Source organism: Campylobacter concisus (assembly GCF_002914005.1).
GTDB classification, from domain to species: domain Bacteria; phylum Campylobacterota; class Campylobacteria; order Campylobacterales; family Campylobacteraceae; genus Campylobacter_A; species Campylobacter_A concisus_N.
Map to the genome: position 1 here is coordinate 34,314 of NZ_POZU01000063.1, position 26,562 is coordinate 60,875.

Below are 26,562 nucleotides of genomic sequence, written 5' to 3' on the forward strand. Positions count from 1 at the left end.
TATAACACGCTAAAACTAAAAACAAATTAAACTAAAATCTTTATAAAATTTTAAAGTTTCTGAAGAGTTCGTTTGTGAAAATTTATAGGATTTGGCGTTTTTTTATCTTTTGATGTTACAAAAACATCAAAGATCATGTTGCCAGTACTTGCGACTCCGTTTGTTCCTGGCATGATGGTCGGTGGAGTGCATATACCGATATCGCCAAAGTAAGTTATTTTTACTTTAAAGTCGAACATATCGTTAAATTCTCCATTTACTTTATCTAAGCATTTATTTGAGAAATCAGTTCTAAAAATTTCAAACATCGCATACTCTGCTGCTGCTTGAGCAACGAGTTGTGCTTGCTCCCTTAGATAAATTTCACTGCTTTGTCTAGCTGATGTGCTGGCTATCGAAAGAGCAAGAGTACTGATAGAAGCTGCTACAACTAGAAAAAATATCGCTGCTATTAACGTAAATCCTTTTCTCATTAATAAACCGCCTTTGACTTGCAAATGGTTATTTCTGATTTTTCCGCTTTAAGGCAAAGCTTTAGCGCGATGACTCCATTTTTTTCTGTAAAGACAAATCTTGTTACATGTTTAGCTAGTGTTGCACTTTCGGCTTTGATATCCTTTGTAGATGTTGAGCTAAATTTTTTAAAGCTTTCATTTAGCCATGGCCTATAATTGTAGTAAATTTTAAGGTCAAAAGAGCCGTTTTGTATATCCTCGGCACTTTGCTCAGCTGGTGCTATGGCAATGGCTGTATAAGCTAGTTTATACTGTTCTGAAATTTTTTTATTTTTAAAATCACTTGAAATTTTAAGTGTGTCGATTGATTGTATGCCTATTTTTGCAATATCTAAGTGTCTTTGGTCTAAATTTTCTTGATAGCCAAAGCTGCTACCAACTCTATAAAGTATGCTAGAAAATATCGCTACTAAACCGCCATTTTCATTATCGGCGTTTATACACCTAGAGCCACTATTTACATCTTCTTCATTGCTATCATTTTCGCAGGTCAAGTCCATTACGCCGTTTCTAAAAGCATCATTAAATTTGCTTCCAGGGCTTTTTAGTCCATTTGCAATAGAACTATTTGCAAGATCTACATATCCGCTATATATGCCTTCTTCAAAGATGGGATCTCCGTTAGTATCATCTCCTTTATATTCGTTTATGCCATCAAATAGCTCATAAGCAGCTGGGATAAATTCTAAAATTTCAAAGTCGCTACTTAGATTTACGCCACTATCATTTAGGGCTAGGTAATCTCCATTTTTTTTTCTAGCGATAACGCTTTGCTTGATTCTGTGGCTAAGTAGCATTGAAATTTGCTCTAGAGCGATTTCGCTTTGTGTTTCTAGTTCGTTTATTACTTTGCTTTGAAAATAGTTTTGATATAAATTCATAAGTGTGTTAAAGCTCATAAGTGAGATAACGCCAAGTACGGTGATGACTATTATTAGCTCAATTAATGTAAAAGCTTTTTTTGTTTTTTTCATTTCCATTCTTTTACACTTAGAGTACTGCTTTCACCTATATTAAAGGCATATCCATAAAGTACGCTTTTGCTCTCTTTTGTAGTTTTCATAGTCGTATCTAGCTTTATCTGTAAAACGTCACTATCATTTAAAGGAGTGCTAACTACAAATTTATCAGCTCCATTTGTTATAGTTGGAGTCGTCTCTGTATCTATGATAAAGTCGCGTTTAGTAGTGCTAGCAGTTGGTGAGATGGATTTTTGGGTATTGAAATTTTTGATAGATTTTACTTTAAAATTTACGCTTTTGATTGATTCTGGAAGCTTTGAATCACTAGGTCTTATGGCGCATGCAGATGAATTTTGCACCGGATATGCAAGTATCCTATGCCCTTCACCTTTTACACCACTTTTTTCATAAAAATCTGGATTTGCCCCTTGCTCGCAGATAATAAGGGGAAAAATTATAGCCTCTTGAGTGGTTATAGATGATGGCATGGTATTTTTACCGGCTATTAAGACTTGATCGCTAAATGGTGCTTTTAATATTAATGACATATAGGTTTTAGCATTCATTAGTCCTTCTTGCATTAAGGACTGCTCGCTTAAATTTGAAGTAGTTCTTACCGCTAGTGGCAGGCTTGCACTTACTATGGCTACTACAAGCACTGACAAGATAAGCTCTATCAATGAAAAGCCACCTCTTTTTACCACTCTATTCTCCTGTTTGTCTTATCGCTTATATCTAGGTTATTATCACTATTTGATTTTACTCCTATAAAACCTCCAACTGCACTGCTTGTCTTATCTTCTATATTATTGCTCTTTAGGACTTTACCAGCCCATTTGCCATTTGGTACTAGAAAATTTAGATTGAAATTATTTGTTTCAGTTTTTTCATCAAATTCACTATAAAGAAGCCAACTAGGTGCTCTCATTTTAGCCACATCAGTAACCGCTGAAGGGTTTCTTATAAAAATTATCTGCTCGCCATTGCTTATGTTGCTTACATCATTTCTTAAAACAGTGCCGCTGTAAGTGTTTGTAAAGCTAAAGTCGTGATAGTTAAGTACTCCTGCGCTATGTTTTGGATTGGTAGCCCAAAATGGTGCAGCTGGAAAGTCTTGCCACAGTTTGCCATTATCTTTCATATAGATATTTTTATTGCATCCATCGCAGTAGGCACCATAATAAATTTTGGCATAAAAGCCACTATAAAGCCCTTCATAAAATGGTGCATAAACCCTACCAAAGTAAAATTTTGCTGTCGTTTCTGTTGCTGGTTTTTCATATTTTTTTACTGTATCGGTACTGTCTGACATACCGCTAAAGCTAAAATCATTACTCGAAATAGTAAAAGGATTTTTAGCATGATTTACTTTTCTTTCAAAATTAAAATATACTTCACCTTTGCCTACGCCATTTACAAAAGTATTTTTTTCTACATAAAATGTTGATTTTGTAGCACTTGGATCTATTGCTTTTCTAGTATTTGAGCCAGGAATTTCAAAAAACAAAATTTCTTCATTTGCTTTTGCTAATGTACCGGCATTGCCATCGTTGTCTGTAAAATTTAAAGGAACTCTATCTAGCTTTATGTCAAAGTTCATATTCTTTGCATAGCAATCTTCATTATAAAGTTTTGCAGGGTCATCGTTAAACAACCTAGCAGTTACTTCAAAGTCAAGCTTTGCTTTTTGTATGCCTTCATTATCAAGGTATGTTATATCGCTATCTTTTGTTATCTTTAACTTACTTATTTGTATATCTTTTGGCCTAAATAGATAATCTCTATTACCTTCTAGCTTTATACTACATCCGATCCTTCCTTCTTGAGCAGTATCTTGTGATGGATCGTTGCTAATTGAGTTTTTTACACAATCATCAGCTCTTGATGGTGTATGTTGATCAGTTATTGTATAGTCTTTGTCTAATACATAAAAATATGTATCGCCTATATCTGAGTAAGAAAAGCCAACAGGTCCACTTGATGTGTGACGGAAAATTTTACCCAATGCTTTATTTGGATCGTTAAAATCTACGCTTAGTTTGTTCTCGCTCTCTATAATGCTAGGATCACAAGTCGCACTATATGCTGGTACAAGTTTTATCTCTCCATTTGAGCCACTTATGTTATTTATATAGCCATTTGCTAAGCCACTATCAAGAGGTTTCATAGCTGCAAGAGCAATGTTATTATAAACTTTGCCGCCTATTAAAACATTGTTATTATTGATCGTATTCTTGTCAGTATCCCATAGCCTAAAGTGACTTGGTCTTATAGCAAAATCATCTAATTTTTCGCATTCAACCTTTGTAGTATTTGTCACTGGATCAAGATGAGAAATTCTAAATTTTACGCTTTTATAGGCTCTATCAATACTAATGCCTGACAACAAAATATCAGTTACACCATTAAATGTTATATCTTGTTCATATAAATTTGTTGGAGCACTGCAAGACTCGACCAACTCTACTTTTACATCTACTGGAGCATCTGGTACTTTTTTATTGCCATCTGTATCATAGTTTGTGATATAGACATTAAATGGCGTAGAAACGATTTTAGTTAGAAGTCTATTTTTAAATTTAGTTTTAAAAGCCGCTGAGCCATCGTCTTGTCTATTGCTTGCGACGAAATTATTTGGACTGGCACTAACACCTAAAGTAATGTTGTAGTTTTGATTGCTACATCTTCTTATGTATGTGTCATAGGGCTGTAAATTTATATCAGCATTTGCAACTGTGGCTTTGTAACTATTTGGCTCAAATTTAGACTTAAGGGTAGTTTCATATATGGCATAAGCGTAGTTGCCTTGATGAATTAGCATTTCTCCACCCTTATTTGCAGCCGCACCTTGTCCCAAATAAAAAGTTAAGTCATTTCCACTTAGTTGCTGCAAGCCTGTGTTGTCGTTATAGTGCACCTGTCCTGACATAGTAAGTAGATCACTGGGCCCTTGTGATGCTTTATCTGCGTATATATAAGTTGAGTTTGGATTATAAATTTGGCTTGGATCTATTGTAGCTTTTAGTGCAAAGTCTTGGGTAGCTTCATTTGTATTATTTGTAACTTCAACGAAAGTTTTTAAAATAGTATTTGCTGGCACTACCGTCGGAGTATTTTCTTGCACCTTTGTAAAAGTACTATTGCTAGGTTTTTTTGCATAAATATATTCCATGTAGCAAACATCTGGTTTGTATATACGAGAAGAAAAGCCAACTAGAGCTAAATTTATACGGTCAGCGCTTACAACATTGGCACCGCCTGAGCTTTTAATTGTTGTAACTGTAAATTTTATATCCGCTTCTTTTTGAGCATATGACATTTTGTCCGATATATCAAATATATCTAAGTCTGCTTGAGAGTGAAATTTTTTACCTGGATTTATAAGTTGTCCAAATTTTGTCATAGTTGAATTAAACTGATCGCCTTGCGCGTTATATCCGCTGGTAATACTCTGATAGCTACCACCATTTTTTATCTTGATATCTTCACCTTTTGTTTCTGGCTTGCCACCAAAGGAAAACATTGTAAGCGAAGCATCTATATTTCCTGCTTTTGGCGTATAGATGTTTTCAAATTTTACATCTATGGTTGAGCTCTTTACAGTACCAAATGGATCGCTTGACTTCATCCAGTCTGCCGCAAGTCTTTCTAGTCCATCAAATATACTAACAAGCTTTGGCTCTATATTGTTTGCTGCGGCAGTTTTATCATCAAAGTCATAAATTATGACCAAACTCCAAGCTGCAAATTGTGGTGCGATGGATTGTATCCAGTAGCCATTTTGTCCTTGGACTGGCGAAAACAGCAGTGTGCCGTATGTTTTTTTTAATTTTCTATTAGTGGAATTGTTTACCTTATATATGCCATCATTTGGGTCTATAAATTCATCACTAAAGGGAATCGTAGTTGATCTGATATTGCCAGCATAAAATGTCCTATCTGACTCACTAGTACCAAGAGAGTCTCTAACTATATCTGTTACATCAGCACTTGCTACATATTGGTAGTTTATTCCAGCCTTTACATAGTAGCTATTAGACTCGTTTTGATTATATGATTCAAGAGTCATTGATTTTGGTTTATACTCACTAAATGAGCCAAACCAAAAGACATCTTTTGGATCAGCATCTATTGTAATTATATTTTTTCCAGGAGCTTTAAAATCAATCCTGCTATATCCTTTTATGTAATTTAAGGCGCTTACATATAAATTTGACCCAAGATTTTTTATTGCCCAGTTTTGATAAAGAGAACCACCCCAGTAAAGTCTGGCATAGACCACATTTTTACCTTTTAAATTATTTTGTATAAAGGTATTTTTCTCACTAAAATCAAATGTGGAAGAGGATGAATTTTGACAATAAGGATACTTGCTAGGATTATAAATATATGTTTTTTGACAAAGCGTGTAATTACTAGACGTAAAACTACCAGTATTTAAAAATAGTCTATCGGCGGTAGATGATGTTTTCGTTACGTTAGATGGATCTGGAACAAAATTATATCCAGTGTATTGTGGAATCATAATAGTAGCACCAATGGTAGCTATATCACCATTTACTCTAGTATTTAGATTGCCATTTATTGACCTTTGTCTTAAGCCTTTAGAGTGATCATCCCACATACCTATTAATGATCGTTGATTCCATGGAGAAAATTGCTCAACGTAAATATGATAGTGATCTTGTGCTAAGCCTGAAGAAAAGCTATTTGTGTCTATCGTCCAGGTTCTATCAGATTTTCTTATACAATGTGGGATATTTTTAGAAGAGTTGTCTTGATACTCTTCAGCGTCTATAAAGCAAGAATAATTTGCTCCACTACAACCAATAGATGCTGCTTCTGCTGTTGTACAAGCTCTGGGTGCACAAAAACCAAATGTGACAATAAAACAGAGTAAGTATGCTATCTTCACAACAAATCCTCTAAATAACAATAAAAAATCTCTCCTTAGATTTTTAAAAGCTTTTAGCTACTATTTTTGTATAAAATTTTCTATCATTTCAGCTTGCCCATACTGAGGATATTTGGCAATGTCTAAAACTACTTGAGATAATGTCATGTTGTCCATATTGCAAACGATAGGAGCTATAAAATTTACAGTTGATTTCTCAAGCGGAAGTGCAACCACGATAATGTTATAAATTCTAAGCTGTGAACTTTCTTTTATATCCATAAGGTCTTCATAATAGCTTGGGATATCAAATTCGTAGCTTCTTAAGGCAAAAGGATTTATCATCGTAAAAGACGTCTCATCATCTTTGCTTGCTAGTTTAACAAAAAATTTATCGAGCTCAATTAATTCCATCGTCTTGATATGCTCAAAGCCTAAAATAGGGCTTTTAACATTAAAAATCATACTAACTCCTGTTTTGTAAAGTTGTCGTATTTTATCATAGTTTTAAAAAATTTATACAAAAATAATGGCAAAAAATGTAGAATACGTGAATTTAAACTTTTTAAGGAAAAGCATGAAAAGATTTTCTAAATTTCTAGCGGTCGTAGCTCTTTTAGGCCTTTTTAGTGGTTGTGCTGAGAAATATACCGAGCTTTACAATCTAACCCCTGATGAATGGTATGCTCAGGTTATCGCCGATATAAAAGATGGCGATCTTGAAGCAGCCGACAAACACTATGTTTCAATGGCAAGCGAACATGTGGCAAGCCCACTTTTAGAGCAAATTTTACTCATCCTTGCTCAAGCACATGCAAACGATGAAGAGTATCTAATGGCAAATCACTATCTTGATGAATATATCAAAAGATATGGCGACAATGGCCCAAAAACAGAGTTTGCTCAGTATCTAAAGATAAAAGCAAATTTTGACTCATTCACTCAGCCAAACCGTAACCAAAAGCTTATGGAAGATAGCGTAACAGAGATTGAGAAATTTCTTTATATGTATCCAAATACCGAGTATAAGCCACTTATTGAGACTATGCTTATTAAATTCAAACTCGCACTTTATTTCCTTGATATGCAAATAGCAGATCTTTACAATAGGACCGGTCGTGATGTTTCGGCTAAAATTTATGAGCAAAAGCTTGAAGAGTCGCCGTTTAAAAACTCAGATCTTATCAAACCTGATGTAGCATGGTATAGAAAACTGTTTGAATAGGAGAAATTTTGCAAATAAACGAAAATAAAGGCTTCCCAACCGAAATTCCCATCATCGTTGAGGACGAGCTATTTTTATATCCATTTATGATAACTCCGCTTTTTTTAAGCGATGATGAAAATTTAAAGGCACTTGAACTCGCCATACAAGAAGAGACTCCGATCCTTGTAGTACCTACAAAGCCTCAGCAAGACGGCGCTAGAGACTTTGACGGCATCTATGACGCAGGCGTTATCGGCACGATAATGCGCCGTGTGCCTCTACCTGATGGACGCGTAAAAGTACTATTTCAGGGCATCGACAAAGGCAAAATTTTAAAGCAATCAGGCATAAATCCGCTCCGTGGCATCGTCGATATGCTCCACGTCAAGCGCCCATCACAGGTCAAAACTGACGCACTCATCGTGGTTTTAAGAGAAAAAGTAAGAGAGCTTTCGCAGTTTAGCCACTTTTTCCCGCCTGATCTTTTAAAAACGATCGAAGAGAGCGCTGAAGCGATCAGGGTTTGCGATCTCGTCTCAAGTGCACTTCGCCTAAAAAAACAGATTGCCTATAGCTTTTTTGTGGAGGAAAATTTAGAGCAACGCCTACTAAAGCTCATCGACTATGTTATCGAAGAGATCGAGGCAAATAAGCTTCAAAAAGAGATAAAAAATAAAGTCCATTCAAAGATCGACAAGACAAATAAAGAGTACTTTTTAAAGGAACAGCTAAAACAAATTCAAGCAGAGCTCGGAGCTGATACGAGCCGTGAAGAGGAGCTTGAAGAGTACCGCAAAAAGCTTGACACGAAGAAGAAATTTATGGCTGAGGACGCTTATAAAGAGATCAAAAAGCAAATAGACAAGCTCTCGCGTATGCACCCAGACTCAGCTGACGCAAATACCTTACAAAGCTACCTTGACTGGGTGTTAGAAATTCCATTTGAAAATATAGCTAAGAAAAAATCATCCATCAGCGAAGTGAGCAAGCATCTAAATGCCGATCACTACAGTCTTGAAAAGCCAAAAGAGCGCATCGAGGAGTATTTTGCTTTGCGTGAGCTTTTGGAACTTAGAGGCGTTGGCGAAAAGGTAAACAATGGCGCTATTTTATGCTTTGCAGGCCCTCCGGGTGTTGGCAAAACAAGCCTTGCAAACTCGATCGCAAAGGCGCTAAAGCGTGAACTAGTTAGGATCGCGCTTGGCGGACTTGAGGATGTAAACGAACTAAGAGGCCACCGCCGTACCTATATAGGCGCTATGCCAGGGCGTATTGTGCAAGGACTCATAGAAGCCAAGCAGATGAATCCAGTAGTTGTCTTAGATGAGATCGACAAGGTTGGCAGAAGCTATAGGGGCGATCCGACTGCGGTTTTACTTGAAATTTTAGATCCTGAGCAAAATAATAAATTTAGAGACTACTACCTAAATTTCAACATCGATCTTAGCAAGATCATCTTCATTGCTACAGCAAATGACGTGAGCATGATACCAGCTGCACTTCGCGACAGGATGGAATTTATTGAGCTTAGCTCATATACCCCACAAGAGAAATTTGAGATCGCTAAGAAATATCTCTTGCCTCAAGAGCTTAAAAAGCACGGACTAAAACCAAGTGATGTGAGCATAAGCAAAGAGGCACTTGAGCTAATTATCAGCGACTATACAAGAGAGAGCGGTGTGAGAAATTTACGCCGCAGGATCGCTGATATATTAAGAAAAGTTGCTAAAAATATCCTTATCAAAAAAAGCGAGGGCAAGATCAGTGTCACAGCTAAAAATTTGAAAGAATTTTTAGAGAAAAAGGTCTATGAGATCGAGCCAGCGGATAAAAAAGATCAGATAGGTCTAGTAAATGGCCTCGCGTGGACTAGTGTCGGTGGTGACGTGCTAAGGATCGAGGCTATCAGGATCCAGGGTAAAGGTAGCATGCAAATCACCGGTCAGCTAGGCGATGTAATGAAAGAGAGCGCTCAGATCGCATTTAGTGTTGTTAAAGTGCTAATAGACAACAAAAAAATAAAAGTACCGATGGCTATCGTGCCAAAACTAGATGATGATAAGCGTAAGCTTGAAGCTAGCGATGTTTATAGGCGCTACGATCTTCACTTGCACGTACCAGAGGGTGCTGTACCAAAAGATGGACCAAGTGCTGGTATCACGATGGCAACTGCGATCGCATCGATACTAACCGATACAAAGGTAAGACACGACATAGCAATGACTGGCGAGATTACGCTAACTGGTAGAGTGCTACCTATCGGTGGTCTAAAAGAGAAGCTCATCGCCGCACACAAAGCTGGCATCAAAACAGCCCTGATACCTCGCAAGAACTACGACCGCGACTTAGTAGATATCCCAGCCGAAGTAAAAGCTGACATGAAGATCATCGCCGTAGATACGATCGATGATGTGCTAAAAAATGCTCTTGTAGCTAAAAAATAATCCTTTCCTAGCCCTAAGCGAGATTAGGGCTAGGGAAATTTATAAATTTTGACGATTCTAAAATCCAAACAAAAAGCCATATAGCGCATAAAAGCAATTAATAATTTAAACATTAATAAGCACATGCAGCACACTAGAGAAAAATAAATTTGAGCGAGCATATCACGCTTCGATTTCAGTGACAAGCAAATAATGAAACCTGAATTTGGTAAGTTGTTAAGACAAGTGAGTAAAGTTTTAAAATTTGCAAATTTGCTTTGTTAAATCAAGTGAGTGTCAAGTAAATTTTAAAATTTTATGAACGAGTAATTTTGGCTCTAAAATTTGAGCTAAGTGGTAAGCGAATTTAGATTTTAGTTCTTGCGAGTGAATGAAGTTTTAAAATTTGTAAAGACAGCTTGATCAAATTTGTAAATTCCTTTTTATTCAAAAGAGAGACAATGGGACTCTAGTTACGAGCCCGTCCTCTTATCTTCCTTTTTAAATCCCCTAAATCCCTTACATTTAAGGTGCATGCAATAGTGCTAAAGCGAAGCATGCGATTTAAAACTCTAGTAAGTTTAAATTTGATGATGTGATATGCTAGTTCATAAATTTTAAAATTTGATGGACTTTTTATTTGGTGTAAATTTTTAGCTATTTATGCTTTGCTTCATGCTCTAAAAGCCAGATTTTAGTTGGCAAGCCATCTCCACCCGAGTATCCGCCAAGCCCACTGCTAGCTAGCACTCTGTGACAAGGAACGATGATAGGCACTGGATTTTTAGCATTGGCTGATCCTGCTGCTCGGTAGGCATTTTTGTGGCCTGCAGCAAGTGCAAGAGCTGCGTATGTAGTCGTTTCTCCGTATGGTATTTTTTGTAAAGCCTCGTAAATTTTTGCTCTAAAATTAGTTGTTTTTATATCAAGCCTTACGCTAAATTTTTTAAGCTTGCCATTAAAATAAGCCTCTAGCTCATTCAAGCAAAGCTTTAAATTTTTATCTTTTACCGCTATCTTTTCAAATTTATCTACAAAATTTATCTCACAAATTCCATTTTTGCTGGCAACGATCTCCAAAATTCCGATAGGCGATTTTAGGTAAGCTTTTGACACATTTGCTCCTTGAAATTTGAAATTTTGGGCAAATTTTACTTTAGTTTGTTTTGCTTTTTGATAAAATGCAAGCAAAATAGCGATTTTAGACTAAAAATAACTAGCAAAAACCACAAAGGAATTTCATGAGCTTTTTTACCGACTACGAAAAACACGTGAGCGAGCGAGAAAAAGAGGGCGTGCCACCGCTTGCGCTAAATGCCAAGCAAACAAGTGAAGTTTGCGAGCTAATAAAGTTTGCTAGCAAGTCTAGTGGTGACGAAAAGACGCAAAGCGAGCTAAAATTTCTTATAAGTTTGCTTGAAACTCGTATCAATCCCGGCGTTGATGACGCAGCGAAGATAAAGGCAAACTTTCTTGGCGAAGTGATAGATGGGCTTGCTGTTGGCGGTCTTGACGCTATGCGTGCCATTAAAATTTTAGGCAAGATGCTTGGCGGATATAACGTGGAAATTCTGGTACGAGCTCTAAAAAATAGCGACGAAACTATCGCACTTGCTGCTGCAAATGAGCTAAAAAATATTATCCTGGTGCATGAATATTTTGACGAGATAGTAAAGCTAAGTAGCAACAATAAATTTGCAAAAGATGTGCTTGCTTCTTGGGCAAATGCAGAGTGGTTTACGCATAAAAAGCCAATTGAAGCCTGTATAAACGCAGTCGTTTTTAAGGTACCAGGTGAGACAAATACTGATGACCTAAGTCCAGCGAGCGAGGCCTACACAAGGGCCGACATACCACTTCACGCAAAAGCAATGCTTGTTAAAAAGATGCCTGATGGTCTAGAAATTTTAAAAGAACTTAAAACTCGTGGTAAAAAAGTGGCGTATGTTGGCGACGTGGTTGGCACTGGCAGCAGCAGAAAGAGCGGTATAAACTCGATCCAGTGGCATTTGGGCGATGAGATAGAGGGCGTGCCAAACAAAAAAACGGGCGGTATCGTGATAGGCACGACCATAGCTCCGATATTTTTTAACACAGCAGAAGACAGCGGTGCGTTGCCGATAGTTGCAAATGTAAATGAGCTTGAGATGGGCGATGAGATAGAAATTTATCCATTTAAAGGCGAAATTTATAAGCTTATTGGCGGCGAGAAAAAGCTCGTGGCAAATTTCAAGCTAAACCCAAATACTCTAAGCGATGAGATAAGAGCAGGTGGAAGGATACCGCTTATGATAGGATGCCAAGTGACCAAAAAAGCCAGAGGGGCTCTAGGGCTTGGCGAGGAGCAAATTTTTATAAAGCCAGATCAGCCAAAAGAACAGAGTGGCGGCTATACGCTGGCTCAAAAGATGGTTGGCAAGGCTTGCGGCCTAGCTGGCGTGAGAGCTGGTGCCTACGTGGAGCCAGAAATTTTAACTGTTGGCTCGCAAGATACGACAGGGCCGATGACTAGAGATGAGGTAAAAGAGCTTGCTAGCCTTAGTTTTGGTGCGGATTTTGTTCTGCAAAGCTTTTGCCACACGGCCGCTTATCCAAAGCCAAGTGATCTTGTGATGCATGAGAGCTTGCCAAAATTTATAAATTTACGTGGCGGTGTGAGCCTAAAGCCAGGCGATGGCGTCATCCACTCGTGGCTAAATCGCATGGTGCTGCCTGATACGGTGGGCACTGGAGGCGATAGTCACACGAGATTTCCTATCGGTATCAGTTTTCCAGCGGGAAGTGGTCTAGTGGCGTTTGCAGCGGTGCTTGGAATGATGCCACTAAATATGCCAGAGTCGGTTTTGATCAAATTTAAAGGCAAGCTAAAAGAGGGCGTGACGCTTCGCGATCTTGTCAATGCGATACCTTATTTTGCGATTAAAAAAGGACTTTTAAGCGTTGAAAAGAAAAATAAAAAGAATGTTTTTGCAGGTAAAATTTTAGAGATAGAAGGGCTTGAGAGCTTAAAAGTAGAGCAGGCGTTTGAGCTAAGTGACGCTTCGGCTGAACGCTCGGCGGCTGCTTGCGTGGTAAATTTAAGCGTTGATAGCGTTGTGGAGTACATTCGCTCAAACGTTGCGCTAATTGATGCGATGATAAAAGCTGGTTACGAGAGTCGTGAGACCCTGCTTAGACGAAAAGAAAAAATGCAAAAATGGCTAGACAACCCGACTCTTTTAAGAGCCGATAAAGATGCAAAATACGCTGAAATTTTAGAGATTGATTTATCGCAGATAGATGAGCCGATTTTGGCGTGTCCAAATGACCCGGACGATGTGGCAACGCTAAGTGAAATTTTAGCTGATAATAAAAGAGTGCATAAAATAGATGAAGTTTTTGTGGGAAGCTGTATGACAAATATCGGCCATTACAGGGCACTTGCTAGAATTTTAGAGCATGAGAGCAGGCTTACAACTAGGCTTTGGATAGCACCGCCGACAAAGATGGATAAAAGCACGCTTGAAGATGAGGGCATTTATGAAATTTTTAAAAGATTAAATGCAAGGACAGAGGTACCAGGCTGCTCGCTTTGTATGGGTAATCAAGCAAGAGTAAACGATAATGCCGTTGTTTTTTCGACCTCGACAAGAAATTTTGACAACAGAATGGGCATGGGGGCAAAGGTTTATCTAGGAAGTGCTGAGCTAGCCGCTGTTTGTGCGCTACTTGGGCGTTTACCAAGTGTAGATGAATATAAAAAGATAGTAAAAGATAGCCTTAGCTTAAATAAAGATGAAATTTATAAATATCTAAATTTTAATGAAATAAGCGAGTTTAGCATATAAATTTGTTACAATATCGCGAAATTTTAAGGAGCTTTGATGAAAAAAGTAGTTTTTTTTCTCTTTTTTAGCGTTTGTTCTTTGATAAATTTACACGCTTTAGAGTGCAGTGATCTTGCTAAAAAAGAGAGCTTTAAAACTACTCCAAACGATATTGCTTACACGAATGAGGGGCTATTTTACTGTGATGGTTCACTTTTAAACTTAAAAGAGGTAAAAGAGCTTTTTGATGCGAGTGTGGCTGTGAGAAGTGAGTCTCAAAGTTGCGTTGGTGATAGAGTTTATAAAGAAAATTTAAACAAGTTTAGATGGCTTTTACTAAAAGCGTCATTTGCGCCTGAATTTTACGCAAGAGAGCTTGCAAAGCCAGAGGTTGCTGAGAGTGAAAAAGACGCTAGAATGGAGTATCTTAGATACTGGGCAAACGAGAGCTTATTTAATTTTTTAAAATATAAAAAATTTACAGAAGCTTACAAAAACGCTCAAACTCCGCTTGTGAAATTTTATGAAAGCCTTGGACTTGATACGCCAAGTGCCGCTTACTACGCAACTAGCGTGGTAAATGAGTTTTTGACTTTTGGTGTCGGTAAAAGTGTAAATAAAGCTAAAATTTTAACACCTGAGCAAAATATAATGGCTCAAAGGATAAATTCCGATGAGCTGGCAAATTTACTTTACTCAAAAAATTTCAGTACCGCTGAGCTTACAAATTTGCTTAATATCGCTCTTTTAAACGAAAAAAGTAGCGATATGGTAAAAGAGATCATAAGGCGCGGGGCCGATGTGAATTTGGGCGATGAGACGCCGCTATTTTTTGCTTTAAAAAATATAGAAAATGTAAAAATTTTACTTGCAAATAAAGCTGATGTAAATCACAAAAATTTTTTTGGAAAAAGTGCGCTTTTTTACGCTGTGCAGTTTAGCGATAAGCCACTTTGTGAGCTTTTGCTAAAAAATGGTGCCAATGCCAACGAGAGCTATATAGACGAAAATGCCAAGATGAATATGATAAATTTGGGTATGACGCAAGTTGAAGATACATGTGGTCTAGAGCATACAAATAGAAGCGTTTTTATGCATGCAGCAGCTCACGCAACGCCAGAAATTTTAAAGCTTTTGATGGATAATGGCGCTGATATCAACGCGACTGATGACGCTGGATTTAACGCGCTTGACTATGCCATGAAAGAACAAAACGAAAAGACGATCAAATTTTTAGAAAATTTGGGTTTAAAACCAAATTTAAATTAGGAAAAATCATGAAAAAGACAGCTTTTGTAACCGGTGCAACATCTGGATTTGGCGAGGCGATCGCCAGAAGACTCTCAAAAGAGGGCTACAAGATAGTCGCTCTTGCAAGGCGCGAAGATAGGCTAAAGAAGCTTGCAGCAGAGCTTGACGATACGCATATTATCGTAGCTGACATACGCGACAAAGAGGCTGTTTTTAAAGCGGTTGAGAGCTTGCCTGATAAATTTAAGGACATAGAAGTGCTTGTAAACAACGCTGGCATGGCGCTTGGGCTTGAGAAGACGATAGATGCGAAGGTGGAGGACTTTGAGGCGATGATAGACACCAACGTCAAGGGTCTTATCTACTCAACAAAGGCGGTTTTGCCACTACTTTATAAGCAAGAAAAGGGCTATATCTTTAATATTGGCTCGACAGCTGGCTCATGGCCATATCCTGGAAGTAATGTTTATGGTGCTACAAAGGCCTTTGTGAAGCAGTTTAGTCTAAATTTAAGAAACGATCTAGTTGGTACAAATATCAGGGTGACAAACATCGAGCCGGGGCTTTGCAAGACCGAATTTAGCGAGGTTAGGTTTAGAGGAGATAAAGTAAAGGCGGATAGTCTTTATGAAAATACAAATTTCATCACATCTGAGGATATCGCGACGATTTTGATAAATTGTCTAAATATGCCCGGAAGTGTCAATATAAATAGAGTCGAAGTCATGGCAAATACGCAGACTTGGGCTGGACTTGCGATAGAAAAATTTTAAGGAGTTCTTGTGAGACAAATTTTATTATTACTTTTTTTTAGCGTTGCGCTTTTTGGTGTCGATCCAGAAGTGGCAAAGAGAAACGCTGAAATTTATGGCGTATTTACGCTTATACCGCCTGTTGTGGCAATAGCACTTGCTTTTATCACAAAAGACGTCATCTTGTCGCTATTTATAGGTGTTTTTAGCGGAACATTTCTCATAAATATCATCAATGAAAACATCTTTATGGGTATCGTAAAAGGCTTTACAGGTATTGTTTCAAGAGTCGTTGAATCAATGGCTGACAAGACCGACTCAGGTATCTTACTTCAAGTGCTTTGTATCGGCGGCGTGGTCGCACTCATTACAAAGATGGGTGGTACAAAGGCGGTTGCTCTTTGGCTTAGCAAAAAGGCAAAAAGCGGCATTTCAGCTCAAATTTCAACATGGCTCATGGGAATTTTTGTATTTTTTGATGACTACGCAAATGCCCTAATCGTTGGCCCTATAATGAGACCAATAAGTGATAAATTTAAAATAAGCCGCGAAAAACTAGCTTTTATCATAGATGCTACCGCAGCACCGATCGCTGGTATTGCTATCATCTCGACATGGGTTGGCCTTGAGGTTTCACTCATCGAAAAGGGCTATGAGCTAGTTGGAGAGACTGGAATTAACGCTTATTCTATATTTATCGAGACAATTCCATATAGATTTTACAACCTCTTCATCTTATTTTTTATAGTCTGTACAGCCTTGATGCAGCGTGAATACGGACCAATGCTGTTAGCTGAAAGACGTGCTAGAAGAGGCGAGCTTCACTCAGGTAAAACTCAAATCCAAGATCTTGAAGATAAAACACTTGAGCCAAAAGAGGGCGTGAAATTAAGCGCTGCAAATGCTGTTGTACCACTTCTTGTGCTGGTCATTGGCGCATTTACTAGTTTTTATTTTAGTGGTCTTGCTGCACTTGAGGGTGATGCTCTTAAAAATGCACTTGCTAATCCGCTTTCATTTTCTACATTTAAAGATACTTTTGGCGCAGCAGACTCAGCTACATCACTATTTCAAGCAGCACTACTTGCTAGTATCGTAGCTATCACAATGGGTGTTTGGCGTAAAATTTTTGACGTAAAAGAGGCTATCAGCACATGGGTAAAGGGCTGGAAGACTATGATAATTACAGTTGTCATTTTGCTTCTTGCATGGAGCCTTAGTGCTGTTATCAAAGAGCTTGGCACATCAAGATATTTGGTTGATTTATTAAGCTCTTCAACGCCTAAATTTATCCTGCCAGTTGCTGTTTTTATCCTTGGTTCGTTTATTAGCTTTTCAACTGGAACGAGCTATGGTACGATGGGAATTTTAATGCCTCTAGCTATCCCACTAGCTTATGCTGTCGGCAAAAACTACGGCCTAGAGGGCGATGCGATGCATGCATATATGATCGTAAATATCTCAGGCGTACTTACAGGTGCGATCTTTGGCGATCACTGCTCACCGATATCGGATACTACGATACTTTCATCAATGGGTGCAGGATGTAATCATATCGATCACGTATCAACTCAAATGGTCTATGCGCTTAGCGTTTGTGTGGTTTGTGTGCTAGTTGGCTACTTGCCAGTTGCACTTGGTCTTAGCGTTTGGATCGCACTTCCTTGCGGATTTTTAGCGATTTGGGCGCTAGTTAGATTTGTTGGAAAGAAAGTAGAAGCATAAATTTGGATTGCAATTATTTAAAAGAGTGCGGCTCTTGCACTCTTTTTACTCCTTATGATGAGCAAATTTTATTTAAAACTGACCTTGTAAAACAAAATTTTTCAGAGTTTTATGATGGTGAGTTTGATGTTTTTAGCTCAACACCAAAACACTACCGCACAAGAGCTGAGTTTGGCATCTGGCATGAAGGCAGCAAGCTTAGCTACACGATGCATGCAAGCGAAAAGGGCAAAAAGGTCTTTATAGATGATTGTCCAAAGGTTTGCGAGCAAATTTCAGAGCTTATGCCAAGCTTGCTTTATGGCTTACAAGAGAACGAAATACTGCGCGCAAAGCTTTTTGGAGTGGAATTTATCTCTTGTAAAAGCGGTATTTTGGTTACACTTCTTTATCACAAAAAGCTTGATAATGAGTTTGAAGTGGCTATGAAAATTCTAGCCAGCAAGCTTGACGTTACCATACTTGCCAGATCTCGTGGGCAAAAGTTGCTAAGTGGTGAGCTAAATTTGATCGATGAGCTAGACGTTGGCGGTGAAATTTATAAATTTAGCCTAAGTGAGAATGCCTTTATTCAGCCAAATAGAGCCGTAAATGAAAAGATGATAGGCTGGGCTAAAGAGTGCATAGAAGCTGGCGTTGACCTCCTTGAGCTCTACTGCGGACATGGAAATTTTACCATCCCGCTTTCGTTTAAATTTAAAAATGTTCTTGCCACTGAAATTTCAAAAAGCTCGATCGCAAATGCCCTTAAAAACTGCGAGCTAAACAAAGCTAAAAATATCAAATTTTTACGTATGGACGCTGATGAGCTTATGAGTGTATTTGCTGGCGTTAGGGAATTTAATAGACTAAAGGATATAAATTTAAGCGATTTTAACTTCTCGCATGTCCTTGTCGATCCTCCTCGTGCAGGACTTAGTGAAAGTGTCGTAAATTTCATCAAAAATTTCAAAAATATCATCTACATCTCGTGCAACCCAGAGACTCTAAAAGAAAATTTAAATGAGCTTTGTAAAAGCCATAAAGTGATAAAATTTGCCATTTTTGATCAGTTTGCAAACACTCATCACATCGAGTGTGGCGTGCTACTAAGGGCAAAAGAATAATTTTAAAAAGGAAAATTTGAAAAAATGGTTTCACTAAATAAAATCATCCAAGCAAAGATCACGATCGGTCATTTTGTGACTAAGACTCCATTTGCGCTAAGTGCAAAGCTTAGTAAAATTTTAGGCGCAAGTGTTTACCTGAAAGAAGAAAATTTACAAAGAACCGGCGCATATAAGATAAGAGGCGCATACAATAAAATAGCTAGCCTAAGTGATGAGGAGAGAAAACGTGGCGTCGTGGCTGCAAGCGCTGGCAACCACGCTCAAGGTGTTGCTATAAGTGCAAAAGAATTTGGCGTGCATGCTTGCATCATCATGCCAGAATCAACCCCACTCCTAAAGGTTGCTGGCACAAAGGACCTTGGCGCAGAGGTCATTTTAAAGGGTGATAACTTTGACGAGGCGTACGCTTTTGCGGTGAACTATGCTAAAGAAAAGGGTATGACCTTTGTTCATCCATTTAACGACGAGTACGTCATGGCAGGGCAGGGCACTGTGGGGCTTGAGATGCTTGATGAGATAAGTGATCTTGATATGGTCATCGTCCCAGTTGGCGGCGGCGGATTAGCTAGCGGTGTGGCAAGCTGTATAAAACAAGTTAATCCAAAGACAAAAGTAATCTGTGTCGGTGCAAAAGGTGCTCCAGCGATGTTTAATAGCTACGGCGCTAAAAAGAGCATAAACTCAAAATCAGTCCGCACCATAGCTGACGGTATCGCTGTGCGTGATGCGAGCGAAATCACGCTGGCAAATATTATTGAGTGTGTTGATGAGTTTGTGCAAGTTGATGACGAGGAGATCGCAACTGCGATTTTGTTTTTACTAGAGACGCAAAAGATCGTTGTGGAAGGAGCTGGCGCAGCTGGTGTGGCAGCACTCATGCATGATAAGATCAAATTTAAAAAAGGTGCAAAGATAGGCGTGGTACTAAGTGGTGGAAATATCGACGTACAGGTACTTTCTATCATCATCGAAAAAGGTCTTATCAAGTCTCACCGCAAGATGACTTTGCAAATAACGCTTGTGGATAAGCCAGGAGCGCTCATGAGTCTAACTGATAGCCTAAAATCAGCAAACGCAAACATCGTGAAAATCGACTACGATCGCTTCTCAACAAGGCTTGATTATGGCGATGCAAGTATTACGATCACGCTTGAGACAAAGGGTCTTGAGCATCAAGAAAAGATCAAAGAAGTGCTTGAAAAAAGTGGTTTTTCATTTTCTCAATTGTTTTAAAAATTTTTTGCTATTTTGTGGATTTCAAGGTAGCAAAAAAACAAGCTAAAATTCCTTTTGCTTTACAAATTTAAGCTAAAATAGCAAGCTTAAAAGGAGAAAAAATGAGCGAATATGCAAATTTGATATTAGCTATCTTATTAGCTGTTTTGGCATTTGCATTTTATAGGTCAAATAAGGCGTTAAAAAAGGCAAAAGATGATAGCGAAAATCTCTCAGTCAGCACTGAAATTTCGCAGCTAAAAAGCATCGGCGAGCTATCTGTTTTTCAAGTTTATAGCAAAGAGATCGTCACAAAGACAGATCATGCGTTTGGAAATTTTGGCAAAGAGTATCTAAGATGGCTTATAAGCGAGAAGAAGCTTTCGATGATATTTGAGTTTGAGATAAATTTCATCTACGATCTAACTAGTCCAAAACTTGAGATCACGCAGATCGCAAACTCTAGCTACAAGATAAAGATGCCCCCATGTAAGTATAAATTTTCGATCGCCGATATGAAATTTTACGATGAGAAAAACGGCAAATTTATACCATTTTTGCTGCCTGACTCGCTAAATGGGTTTTTTGGAAGTACATTTACAGAAGAGGATAAAAACAGACTAATCGAAGAGGCGAGAAATGAAGTCAAAAAGATGAGTGTCCGCCTTATCTCACAGCTTCAAAGTAAAATTCATAAATCAGCTCGCGACACGCTTGAAGCGATAGCTAAGAGCTTTGGTGCAAACAAAGTTGAGTTTGTCTTTGACGATAATGATGAGCAGATAAGCTCGCAACTAAATTTAGAAAATATTGCATAAAATTTTAAAAAGGAGAAAAAATGAGCGTAAATTCACAAGAAGTCACGCAGACACCAGGCAACAACACAGTCTTTCAAACATGGGTTTTAATAGCTGATAAAAAGGTTTGTAAAGAGGGTTTTGCCGAGCTTTGCTCCTTGGTTGTAAATTTAAATAAAACTGCCAAGATTAGATTTGGCGCAAATGAAAATGTAAACTGCGTCCTTGGCGTGGGTCATGATGCTTGGAAAAAGCTTGAAATTTCAAAAGATCTACCAAAAGAGCTTGTAAATTTTAAAGCGATAAAAGGCGATAAGCACGAAGCTGTTAGCACAAAGGGCGACATCCACATACATATCCGCGCCTTAAATGCACCTGATTGCTTCGATATGGCTCAAGCGATAAAGGCTGTGCTTTTTAAATTTGCAGAGCTTACAGATGAGACGCAAGGCTTTAAGTATCATGACGGTAGGGCGATAATAGGCTTTGTTGATGGCACTGAAAATCCTGAGGGCGAGGAGAGAGATTTCTTTGCTAAAGTTGGCGATGAGGACGCTAAATTTAAAGGCGGCAGCTACGTTTTTGTACAAAAATATTTCCACAATATGAAAGAGTGGAACGCTACAAGCGTAAGCGAGCAAGAAAAGGTAATAGGTCGCTCAAAAGAGCTTGACATCGAGATGAGCGAAGATGTAAAACCTACAAATTCACACTCAGCTGCTGCAAACGTAGGAGATGATAAAAAGGTCGTGCGTGGCAATATGCCATTTACTGAAGGTAGTAAAACAGGCACTTACTTCATCGCTTATGCGAGCACATTTTCGACCGTTGAGGCGATGCTTAAAAAGATGTTTATAGGCGAGCCAAAAGGCAACTCAGATAGGCTACTTGACTTTAGCACACCTGTTACTGGTGCGCTATTTTTTGCGCCGACTATCGACATGCTAAGCGAGTACGAGGGTTAAATTTACAGTGGGGCGAAGCAAATACCCCTTAAATTTATAAGGAAAAAGATGCCAGAGTGGTTTATTTACGCAGCTCTTTCGGCTGTTTTTGCTGCACTTACAGCTATCTTTGCAAAGCTTGGCGTAAAGGATATTGACAGCGATTTTGCGACATTTATAAGAACGATCGTCGTCATTTTGATGCTTGTTTTGCTTTTAAGCGTGGCTAAAAAATGGCAACCATTAAGCTCACTAAACCCCAAAAACTGGCTCTTTCTCATACTAAGTGGCATAGCGACTGGGCTTTCGTGGCTCATGTATTTTAAAGCTATGCAGGCAGGCAAGGTCTATCAAGTGGCGCTGGTTGATAAATTTAGCGTTGTGCTAGCCATTATTTTGGCTGTCATCTTTCTTGACGAGAGGTTAAATTTAAAAGAAATTTTAGCCGTCTGCCTTATTATTTCAGGTGTTATTTTATTGATTTTCAAGTAAAAATTTATACTTTAAATCTAGCTAAAGAATAAAAATCAAAACTAGATTTTCGATGGCGTTTTCTGATCTAAAATTTATTCAAAAATTTTTAATTATCAAGATATCTTTATTGATTTTTAAAAAGCATTAAATATAGGGTAAATTTAATACTAATTTTAATTCTTTTTCGATAAATTAAAGTGATTTTAACTTTTTAAAGGAGGAAAGATGAAGTCCATAACTTCAAAGATAGCGATGATTATCATCTCATTGCTAGTTATTTCGTTTGCTGCTATTTCAGCAGTCAGCTACTATACAGCGGAAAGTAAGGTAGTAGAGTTGGTCAGCCAGACCCAGGATCAGATTCTAAGTGACATCAAAGCTACTACGGATTCTTTTTTTGAAGAATATTTAGAAATTGCTAAAAAGTATGCTTTAGATATAGCACAAACACCAAATAATGATGACTCGTACATGGAAAAAACAAAAATACAAAAAGAAAATGTTAGTCATCTAGTTACTGATATTTTTTATGGTCGCGAGAGTGATGGACATTTTTTCCAGTCTGACGGCACTAGAACAACTCCAGCCGATAACTACGATCCTAGAACTAGAGGTTGGTACAAAGCAGCGAAGAGTACAAATGGTGCTATATATACCGAACCTTACAAAGCTGCCTTGTTTAATGCTTTAGTAATTAGTTTTGCCGCTCCAGTAAATAAAAATGGAAATTTTGATGGTGTTTTGGGACTTGATTTAAATATGGATGCTTTAAGTAAAAAAATTCTCGAAATGGGTAAAACGAAATACGGCTACGTCTATTTAATGAATAAAGACGGCGTTATTCTTATGCACTCAAATCCTGAAAATGTCGGTAAAGCGATTCCGGCAAGCAAATATTTGGCCGATGAATTTGCGGCTAAGAGATTTGATGAAAATGGACTTATCCCTTATACGAACTATAAAGGCGAAAACGTAACCGCCAAAGTCCTTCCTATAAACGATCAAGGCTGGTTAGCCGTAGCCGCTATCGGAGCGGATACTTTTTCGTCTAATACCTTGCCTTTATTAAAAGCTCAAATAATCCTAGCCGTAGCTTTTATAGTCATACTTTCGGCTATCGTATTTACTCTTCTTAAAAAATCGCTTAGCCCTATTAGAACTATTCAAACCAAGCTTGAAGATGCGTTTAAATTTATTACCTACGAAACCCCTAACGCTCCGGAAAAGCTAGTAGTAACTACACAAGACGAATTCGGCAGAATGAGCGAATCTATTAACGAAAACATAGAAAAAGTCCTTAACGGCGTTAAAAAAGACAGCGCCCTAATAGACGAGATGAACGGTATAGCAAATCTTATGATAAGAGGCCACATGGGAGCTAAGATTAACTCTACTCCGAATAACCCGGCTTTAGTTCAGTTAAAAGATCTGCTAAATAAATTCTTTACGTCAATTTCTGAAAATTTAAAAGGCATAGCCGTAGTTTTAGCTTCTTATAATAAAAACGACTATACTCCTAGATTAGAGCTAAAACCGGAGCTTGAAAGCGATTTAAGAGATATGATAGTAGGCCTTCAAAGCGCTGGCGACGCAGTAAGCAATATGCTAAGGGAAAATTTAAAAGAAGCTCAGGTTCTAGAAGAAAAAGCTAAAATCCTAGCAGAATCTATGAGAACCCTAACCGACGGAGCTCATAAACAAGCCGACTCCATACAAGAAAGCGCGGCGGCTATAGAAGAGATGAGCAGTTCTATGAACGCTATTAGCCAAAAGGCTAGCGACGTAACCAGACAAAGCGAAGAGATTAAAAATATCATCGTGATTATTAGAGATATAGCCGACCAAACCAACCTACTTGCTCTAAACGCGGCTATAGAGGCGGCTAGAGCGGGCGAGCACGGAAGAGGATTTGCCGTAGTCGCCGACGAGGTTAGAAAACTAGCAGAGCGAACTCAAAAATCACTTGGCGAGATCGAAGCTAACGCAAATGTTCTAGCTCAAAGCATTAATGAGATGAGTGAAAGCATCAGAGAGCAAAGCGAAGGCATAAATATGATAAACCAAAGTGTAAGTCAGATCGACAGTATTACAAAACAAAATATTGATATTGTTGGTACAACAAATGAAATTACTGACCAAATAGATGACATGGCTAAAACGATAGTAGCCGATGTCAAAAAGAACAAATTTTAATCTTAGACCGAATTTAGGGGTTTGCTTCCCCTAAATTCTAATTTTATTTCGCTGATTTTAACTACCTAAAATGAAAAAATAATTCAAAATTATTATTTAATGTATACATCACTATTTTGTAATTAATATTATTTAATACTATTTAATATAAAAAATATACAATCGCACCTTAAAAATTTTTGTAAAAGGAAAGTAAATGCGATCAATTGCAAACAAAATATCTTTAATGCTCATACTGGCATTATTCATATCATTTTCGCTAATATCTTTAGCTAGCTATAACACAGCTCATGATAAAGCCATTGAGTTAGTAATACAAACTCAAAAGCAAATTTTAAAAGATGTGAAAATCACACTAAATAGCTTTTTTACCAATAATCAGTATGCTATAGAGAAAATGGCTGAGACTCTTAGTAAGATAAGCGAGAAAAGTGATAGCTCGATGAATGCTGATGGTATAAATTTAGCTTTATCTCAAGCAAAAGCTATATCTGGGAAAGAGATCACTCTTGTTTACGCTGGATATGAGAATGGGGCTATGTTTAGATCAAATGGGCAAAATAAAGCTGGGTATGATCCAAGAGTTAGAGGATGGTATAAACAAGCTAAAGCCGAGAATAAACCAATATATACTGATCCATATATGGCAGCTTCATTAAATGCAATGGTTATAACCTTTGCTGCACCTATTAAAAATATTGGAGTTACGGGCATAGATGCGTCTATTGAGGAGTTGAGCAATAATATATCGCAAATCAGTAAAACTGAATACAGCTATGCTTTTGTTACAGATCAAAATGGCAACGTTATAATGCACCCAAATAAAGAATTAGTCGGCAAACCTCATGAGATCGCAAAGAGTCTAATAAAACAATATAATGAAAAGAAATTTGATGAAAATGGATTAATAGCATATAAAAATACAAAAGGCGAAGATGTCTATGCTTATATGTTAGAGATAAATGACAAAGGTTGGTTGGCAATAACAGCAATGGATCAAAATATCTTTAGCTCGCATACTTTGCCTATTTTAAAAGTTCAAATTATTTTAGCCTTTATATTTATAGTTGTCTTGTCTGCGTTTGTATATTTCTTGCTAAAAAGATCGCTTAATCCGATTAAAACTATTACAGATGCTTTGGTTAGTTTCTTTAGATTTTTAAATTTTGAGATAAAAGAGCCAGTTGTTTCAAAGGTGGCAACAAAAGATGAATTTGGCGTAATGGGCAAACTAATAAATGATAATATTGCTAAAATTTTTGACAATGCCGATCAAGACTCTAGAGTGGTATCTCAATCTGTTGAAACTGCAAAGGCGATAGAAAATGGAAATTTAAAAGCAAGAATAGTAGATGTTCCAGCTAATCCAAAACTAATTGAATTAAAAGATGTCTTAAATAAAATGCTAGATGTTTTGGAGAAAAGAGTAGGTAGCGATTTAAATATGATCCAAAAAACTTTTAATGATTTTAGAAATTCTGATTTTACTTCAAGAATTTTGGATGCCAAAGGCAATGTCGAACTAGTAACAAACGAGCTTGGCGAAGAGATAGCTAATATGCTTGCGTTTAACTTAAAACAAGCACAATTCTTAGAAGAAAAAGCCAAAAATTTAGATGCATCAATGAAGCAAGTAACTCAAGGTGCTAGTACACAGGCAAATTCTCTCCAAGAAAGTGCTGCTGCGATCGAGCAAATGAGTAGCTCAATGAGTGCAATTAGTCAAAAGACTGTAGATGTTATAAAACAATCTGAAGAGATTAAAAATATCATCGTTATTATTAGAGATATAGCCGATCAAACAAATCTACTTGCTCTAAACGCAGCTATCGAAGCAGCGCGTGCTGGTGAGCATGGACGAGGCTTTGCTGTGGTCGCAGATGAGGTTAGAAAACTAGCCGAGCGCACCCAAAAGTCACTTGGCGAGATCGAAACTAATGCAAATATACTTACTCAAAGCATTAACGAGATGAGCGAGAGTATCAGAGAGCAAAGCGAAGGCATAAATATGATAAATCAAAGTGTAAGCCAGATAGATAGCATTACAAAGCAAAATGTTGATATCGTGAGCTCAACGAATGAAATTACCGCCCAAATCGATGAAATGGCTAAGACAATAGTAGCTGATGTTAAAAAGAATAAATTTTAACCTTATAGCTTAACACCTAAATTTTATTAATATTTCATCCTCAAAATTTGAGGATGAAAATAACTCCTTTTTATCTCTAATCTTAAAATTTTTTTTTTGTTTTATAAATATAATAAAATTTTTAAAAATAATCTAATATTTATAGC

Annotated in this window: 18 protein-coding genes and 3 pseudogenes; 15 read left to right on the forward strand and 6 right to left on the reverse strand. The window is 37.6% G+C overall.

Going from position 1 to position 26,562, the window contains the following annotated elements:
• Window positions 1-50: 50 nt before the first annotated feature.
• From CYP54_RS07095 to fliW, 5 genes are read right to left on the reverse strand one after another with little or no spacing between them, the layout of a single operon-like run.
• On the reverse strand, window positions 51-473 hold the full coding sequence (locus CYP54_RS07095) for a hypothetical protein (protein WP_072594818.1): 423 nt from the start codon (window positions 471-473) through the stop codon (window positions 51-53).
• Window positions 473-1,489, reverse strand: coding sequence for a type II secretion system protein (locus CYP54_RS07100; RefSeq protein ID WP_258033707.1), 1,017 nt, complete (start codon window positions 1,487-1,489; stop codon window positions 473-475). Before CYP54_RS07100 ends, CYP54_RS07095 begins: the two co-directional genes overlap by 1 nt.
• Window positions 1,486-2,181: a type II secretion system protein gene (locus tag CYP54_RS07105; protein WP_103604722.1), complete on the reverse strand. Its 696-nt coding sequence runs from the start codon at window positions 2,179-2,181 to the stop codon at window positions 1,486-1,488. The genes CYP54_RS07100 and CYP54_RS07105 overlap by 4 nt, the downstream gene beginning before the upstream one ends.
• Window positions 2,175-6,392 (reverse strand): hypothetical protein, encoded by a 4,218-nt coding sequence (locus CYP54_RS07110; protein WP_141108519.1) that lies wholly within the window; start codon window positions 6,390-6,392, stop codon window positions 2,175-2,177. Before CYP54_RS07110 ends, CYP54_RS07105 begins: the two co-directional genes overlap by 7 nt.
• Window positions 6,393-6,452: 60 nt before the next feature.
• On the reverse strand, window positions 6,453-6,836 hold the full coding sequence (gene fliW, locus CYP54_RS07115) for a flagellar assembly protein FliW (protein WP_103604724.1): 384 nt from the start codon (window positions 6,834-6,836) through the stop codon (window positions 6,453-6,455).
• 112 nt (window positions 6,837-6,948) lie between these two features.
• Between fliW and bamD the strand changes: the two genes are divergently transcribed.
• On the forward strand, window positions 6,949-7,596 hold the full coding sequence (gene bamD, locus CYP54_RS07120; protein ID WP_021091013.1) for an outer membrane protein assembly factor BamD: 648 nt from the start codon (window positions 6,949-6,951) through the stop codon (window positions 7,594-7,596).
• A gap of 8 nt (window positions 7,597-7,604) precedes the next feature.
• Window positions 7,605-10,022 carry an endopeptidase La gene (gene lon / locus CYP54_RS07125; RefSeq protein ID WP_103604725.1) on the forward strand — a complete coding sequence of 806 codons (2,418 nt, stop codon included), beginning with the start codon at window positions 7,605-7,607 and terminating at the stop codon, window positions 10,020-10,022.
• A 636-nt stretch (window positions 10,023-10,658) separates the two neighbouring features.
• On the opposite strand, the gene CYP54_RS07130 is transcribed toward lon, so the two are convergent.
• Entirely contained in the window at window positions 10,659-11,117 is a 459-nt protein-coding gene (locus CYP54_RS07130) for a methylated-DNA--[protein]-cysteine S-methyltransferase (protein ID WP_103604726.1), read from the reverse strand.
• Between the two features lie 125 nt (window positions 11,118-11,242).
• On the opposite strand from CYP54_RS07130, the gene CYP54_RS07135 reads away from it, so the two are divergent.
• The 13 genes and pseudogenes from CYP54_RS07135 (at window position 11,243) to CYP54_RS10320 (ending at window position 26,416) form a co-directional block, all read left to right on the forward strand.
• On the forward strand, window positions 11,243-13,828 hold the full coding sequence (locus tag CYP54_RS07135) for a bifunctional aconitate hydratase 2/2-methylisocitrate dehydratase (RefSeq protein WP_103604727.1): 2,586 nt from the start codon (window positions 11,243-11,245) through the stop codon (window positions 13,826-13,828).
• 36 nt (window positions 13,829-13,864) lie between these two features.
• Window positions 13,865-15,076 (forward strand): ankyrin repeat domain-containing protein, encoded by a 1,212-nt coding sequence (locus tag CYP54_RS07140; protein WP_103604728.1) that lies wholly within the window; start codon window positions 13,865-13,867, stop codon window positions 15,074-15,076.
• Window positions 15,077-15,084: 8 nt separating this feature from the next.
• Complete coding sequence (locus CYP54_RS07145; RefSeq protein ID WP_054196367.1) at window positions 15,085-15,831, forward strand: SDR family NAD(P)-dependent oxidoreductase; 747 nt, start codon at window positions 15,085-15,087, stop codon at window positions 15,829-15,831.
• A gap of 9 nt (window positions 15,832-15,840) precedes the next feature.
• Entirely contained in the window at window positions 15,841-17,535 is a 1,695-nt protein-coding gene (locus CYP54_RS07150; protein WP_103579857.1) for a Na+/H+ antiporter NhaC family protein, read from the forward strand.
• Window positions 17,536-17,537: 2 nt separating this feature from the next.
• Window positions 17,538-18,641 (forward strand): tRNA (uridine(54)-C5)-methyltransferase TrmA, encoded by a 1,104-nt coding sequence (gene trmA / locus CYP54_RS07155; RefSeq protein ID WP_103604729.1) that lies wholly within the window; start codon window positions 17,538-17,540, stop codon window positions 18,639-18,641.
• Between the two features lie 24 nt (window positions 18,642-18,665).
• Window positions 18,666-19,877 (forward strand): threonine ammonia-lyase, encoded by a 1,212-nt coding sequence (gene ilvA / locus CYP54_RS07160; RefSeq protein WP_103604730.1) that lies wholly within the window; start codon window positions 18,666-18,668, stop codon window positions 19,875-19,877.
• A gap of 104 nt (window positions 19,878-19,981) precedes the next feature.
• On the forward strand, window positions 19,982-20,677 hold the full coding sequence (locus tag CYP54_RS07165; protein ID WP_103600984.1) for a DUF4230 domain-containing protein: 696 nt from the start codon (window positions 19,982-19,984) through the stop codon (window positions 20,675-20,677).
• A gap of 20 nt (window positions 20,678-20,697) precedes the next feature.
• The gene (locus tag CYP54_RS07170; protein WP_103600985.1) at window positions 20,698-21,621 is read left to right on the forward strand and encodes a Dyp-type peroxidase; all 924 of its coding nucleotides are present in this window, start codon (window positions 20,698-20,700) and stop codon (window positions 21,619-21,621) included.
• Between the two features lie 48 nt (window positions 21,622-21,669).
• A complete protein-coding gene (locus CYP54_RS07175) occupies window positions 21,670-22,092 on the forward strand; it encodes an EamA family transporter (protein WP_103600986.1) in 423 nt (140 codons plus the stop codon).
• A 234-nt stretch (window positions 22,093-22,326) separates the two neighbouring features.
• A pseudogene (locus tag CYP54_RS10305) lies at window positions 22,327-23,052 on the forward strand (PDC sensor domain-containing protein); the annotation flags it as partial.
• Between the two features lie 843 nt (window positions 23,053-23,895).
• Window positions 23,896-24,267, forward strand: a pseudogene (locus CYP54_RS10310) (methyl-accepting chemotaxis protein); the annotation flags it as partial.
• Window positions 24,268-24,493: 226 nt separating this feature from the next.
• A pseudogene (locus CYP54_RS10315) lies at window positions 24,494-25,264 on the forward strand (PDC sensor domain-containing protein); the annotation flags it as partial.
• A 627-nt stretch (window positions 25,265-25,891) separates the two neighbouring features.
• Entirely contained in the window at window positions 25,892-26,416 is a 525-nt protein-coding gene (locus CYP54_RS10320; RefSeq protein WP_159070040.1) for a methyl-accepting chemotaxis protein, read from the forward strand.
• The last annotated feature ends 146 nt before the right edge of the window (window positions 26,417-26,562 follow it).

Coding starts and splice junctions, on each gene's coding strand:
- CYP54_RS07095 (WP_072594818.1), bottom strand. CDS start 473: ATGAGAAAAGGATTTACGTTAATAGCAGCGATATTTTTTCTAGTTGTA.
- CYP54_RS07100 (WP_258033707.1), bottom strand. CDS start 1,489: ATGAAAAAAACAAAAAAAGCTTTTACATTAATTGAGCTAATAATAGTC.
- fliW (WP_103604724.1), bottom strand. CDS start 6,836: ATGATTTTTAATGTTAAAAGCCCTATTTTAGGCTTTGAGCATATCAAG.
- bamD (WP_021091013.1), top strand. CDS start 6,949: ATGAAAAGATTTTCTAAATTTCTAGCGGTCGTAGCTCTTTTAGGCCTT.
- CYP54_RS07135 (WP_103604727.1), top strand. CDS start 11,243: ATGAGCTTTTTTACCGACTACGAAAAACACGTGAGCGAGCGAGAAAAA.
- CYP54_RS07140 (WP_103604728.1), top strand. CDS start 13,865: ATGAAAAAAGTAGTTTTTTTTCTCTTTTTTAGCGTTTGTTCTTTGATA.
- CYP54_RS07145 (WP_054196367.1), top strand. CDS start 15,085: ATGAAAAAGACAGCTTTTGTAACCGGTGCAACATCTGGATTTGGCGAG.
- ilvA (WP_103604730.1), top strand. CDS start 18,666: ATGGTTTCACTAAATAAAATCATCCAAGCAAAGATCACGATCGGTCAT.
- CYP54_RS07165 (WP_103600984.1), top strand. CDS start 19,982: ATGAGCGAATATGCAAATTTGATATTAGCTATCTTATTAGCTGTTTTG.
- CYP54_RS07170 (WP_103600985.1), top strand. CDS start 20,698: ATGAGCGTAAATTCACAAGAAGTCACGCAGACACCAGGCAACAACACA.
- CYP54_RS07175 (WP_103600986.1), top strand. CDS start 21,670: ATGCCAGAGTGGTTTATTTACGCAGCTCTTTCGGCTGTTTTTGCTGCA.
- CYP54_RS10320 (WP_159070040.1), top strand. CDS start 25,892: ATGAAGCAAGTAACTCAAGGTGCTAGTACACAGGCAAATTCTCTCCAA.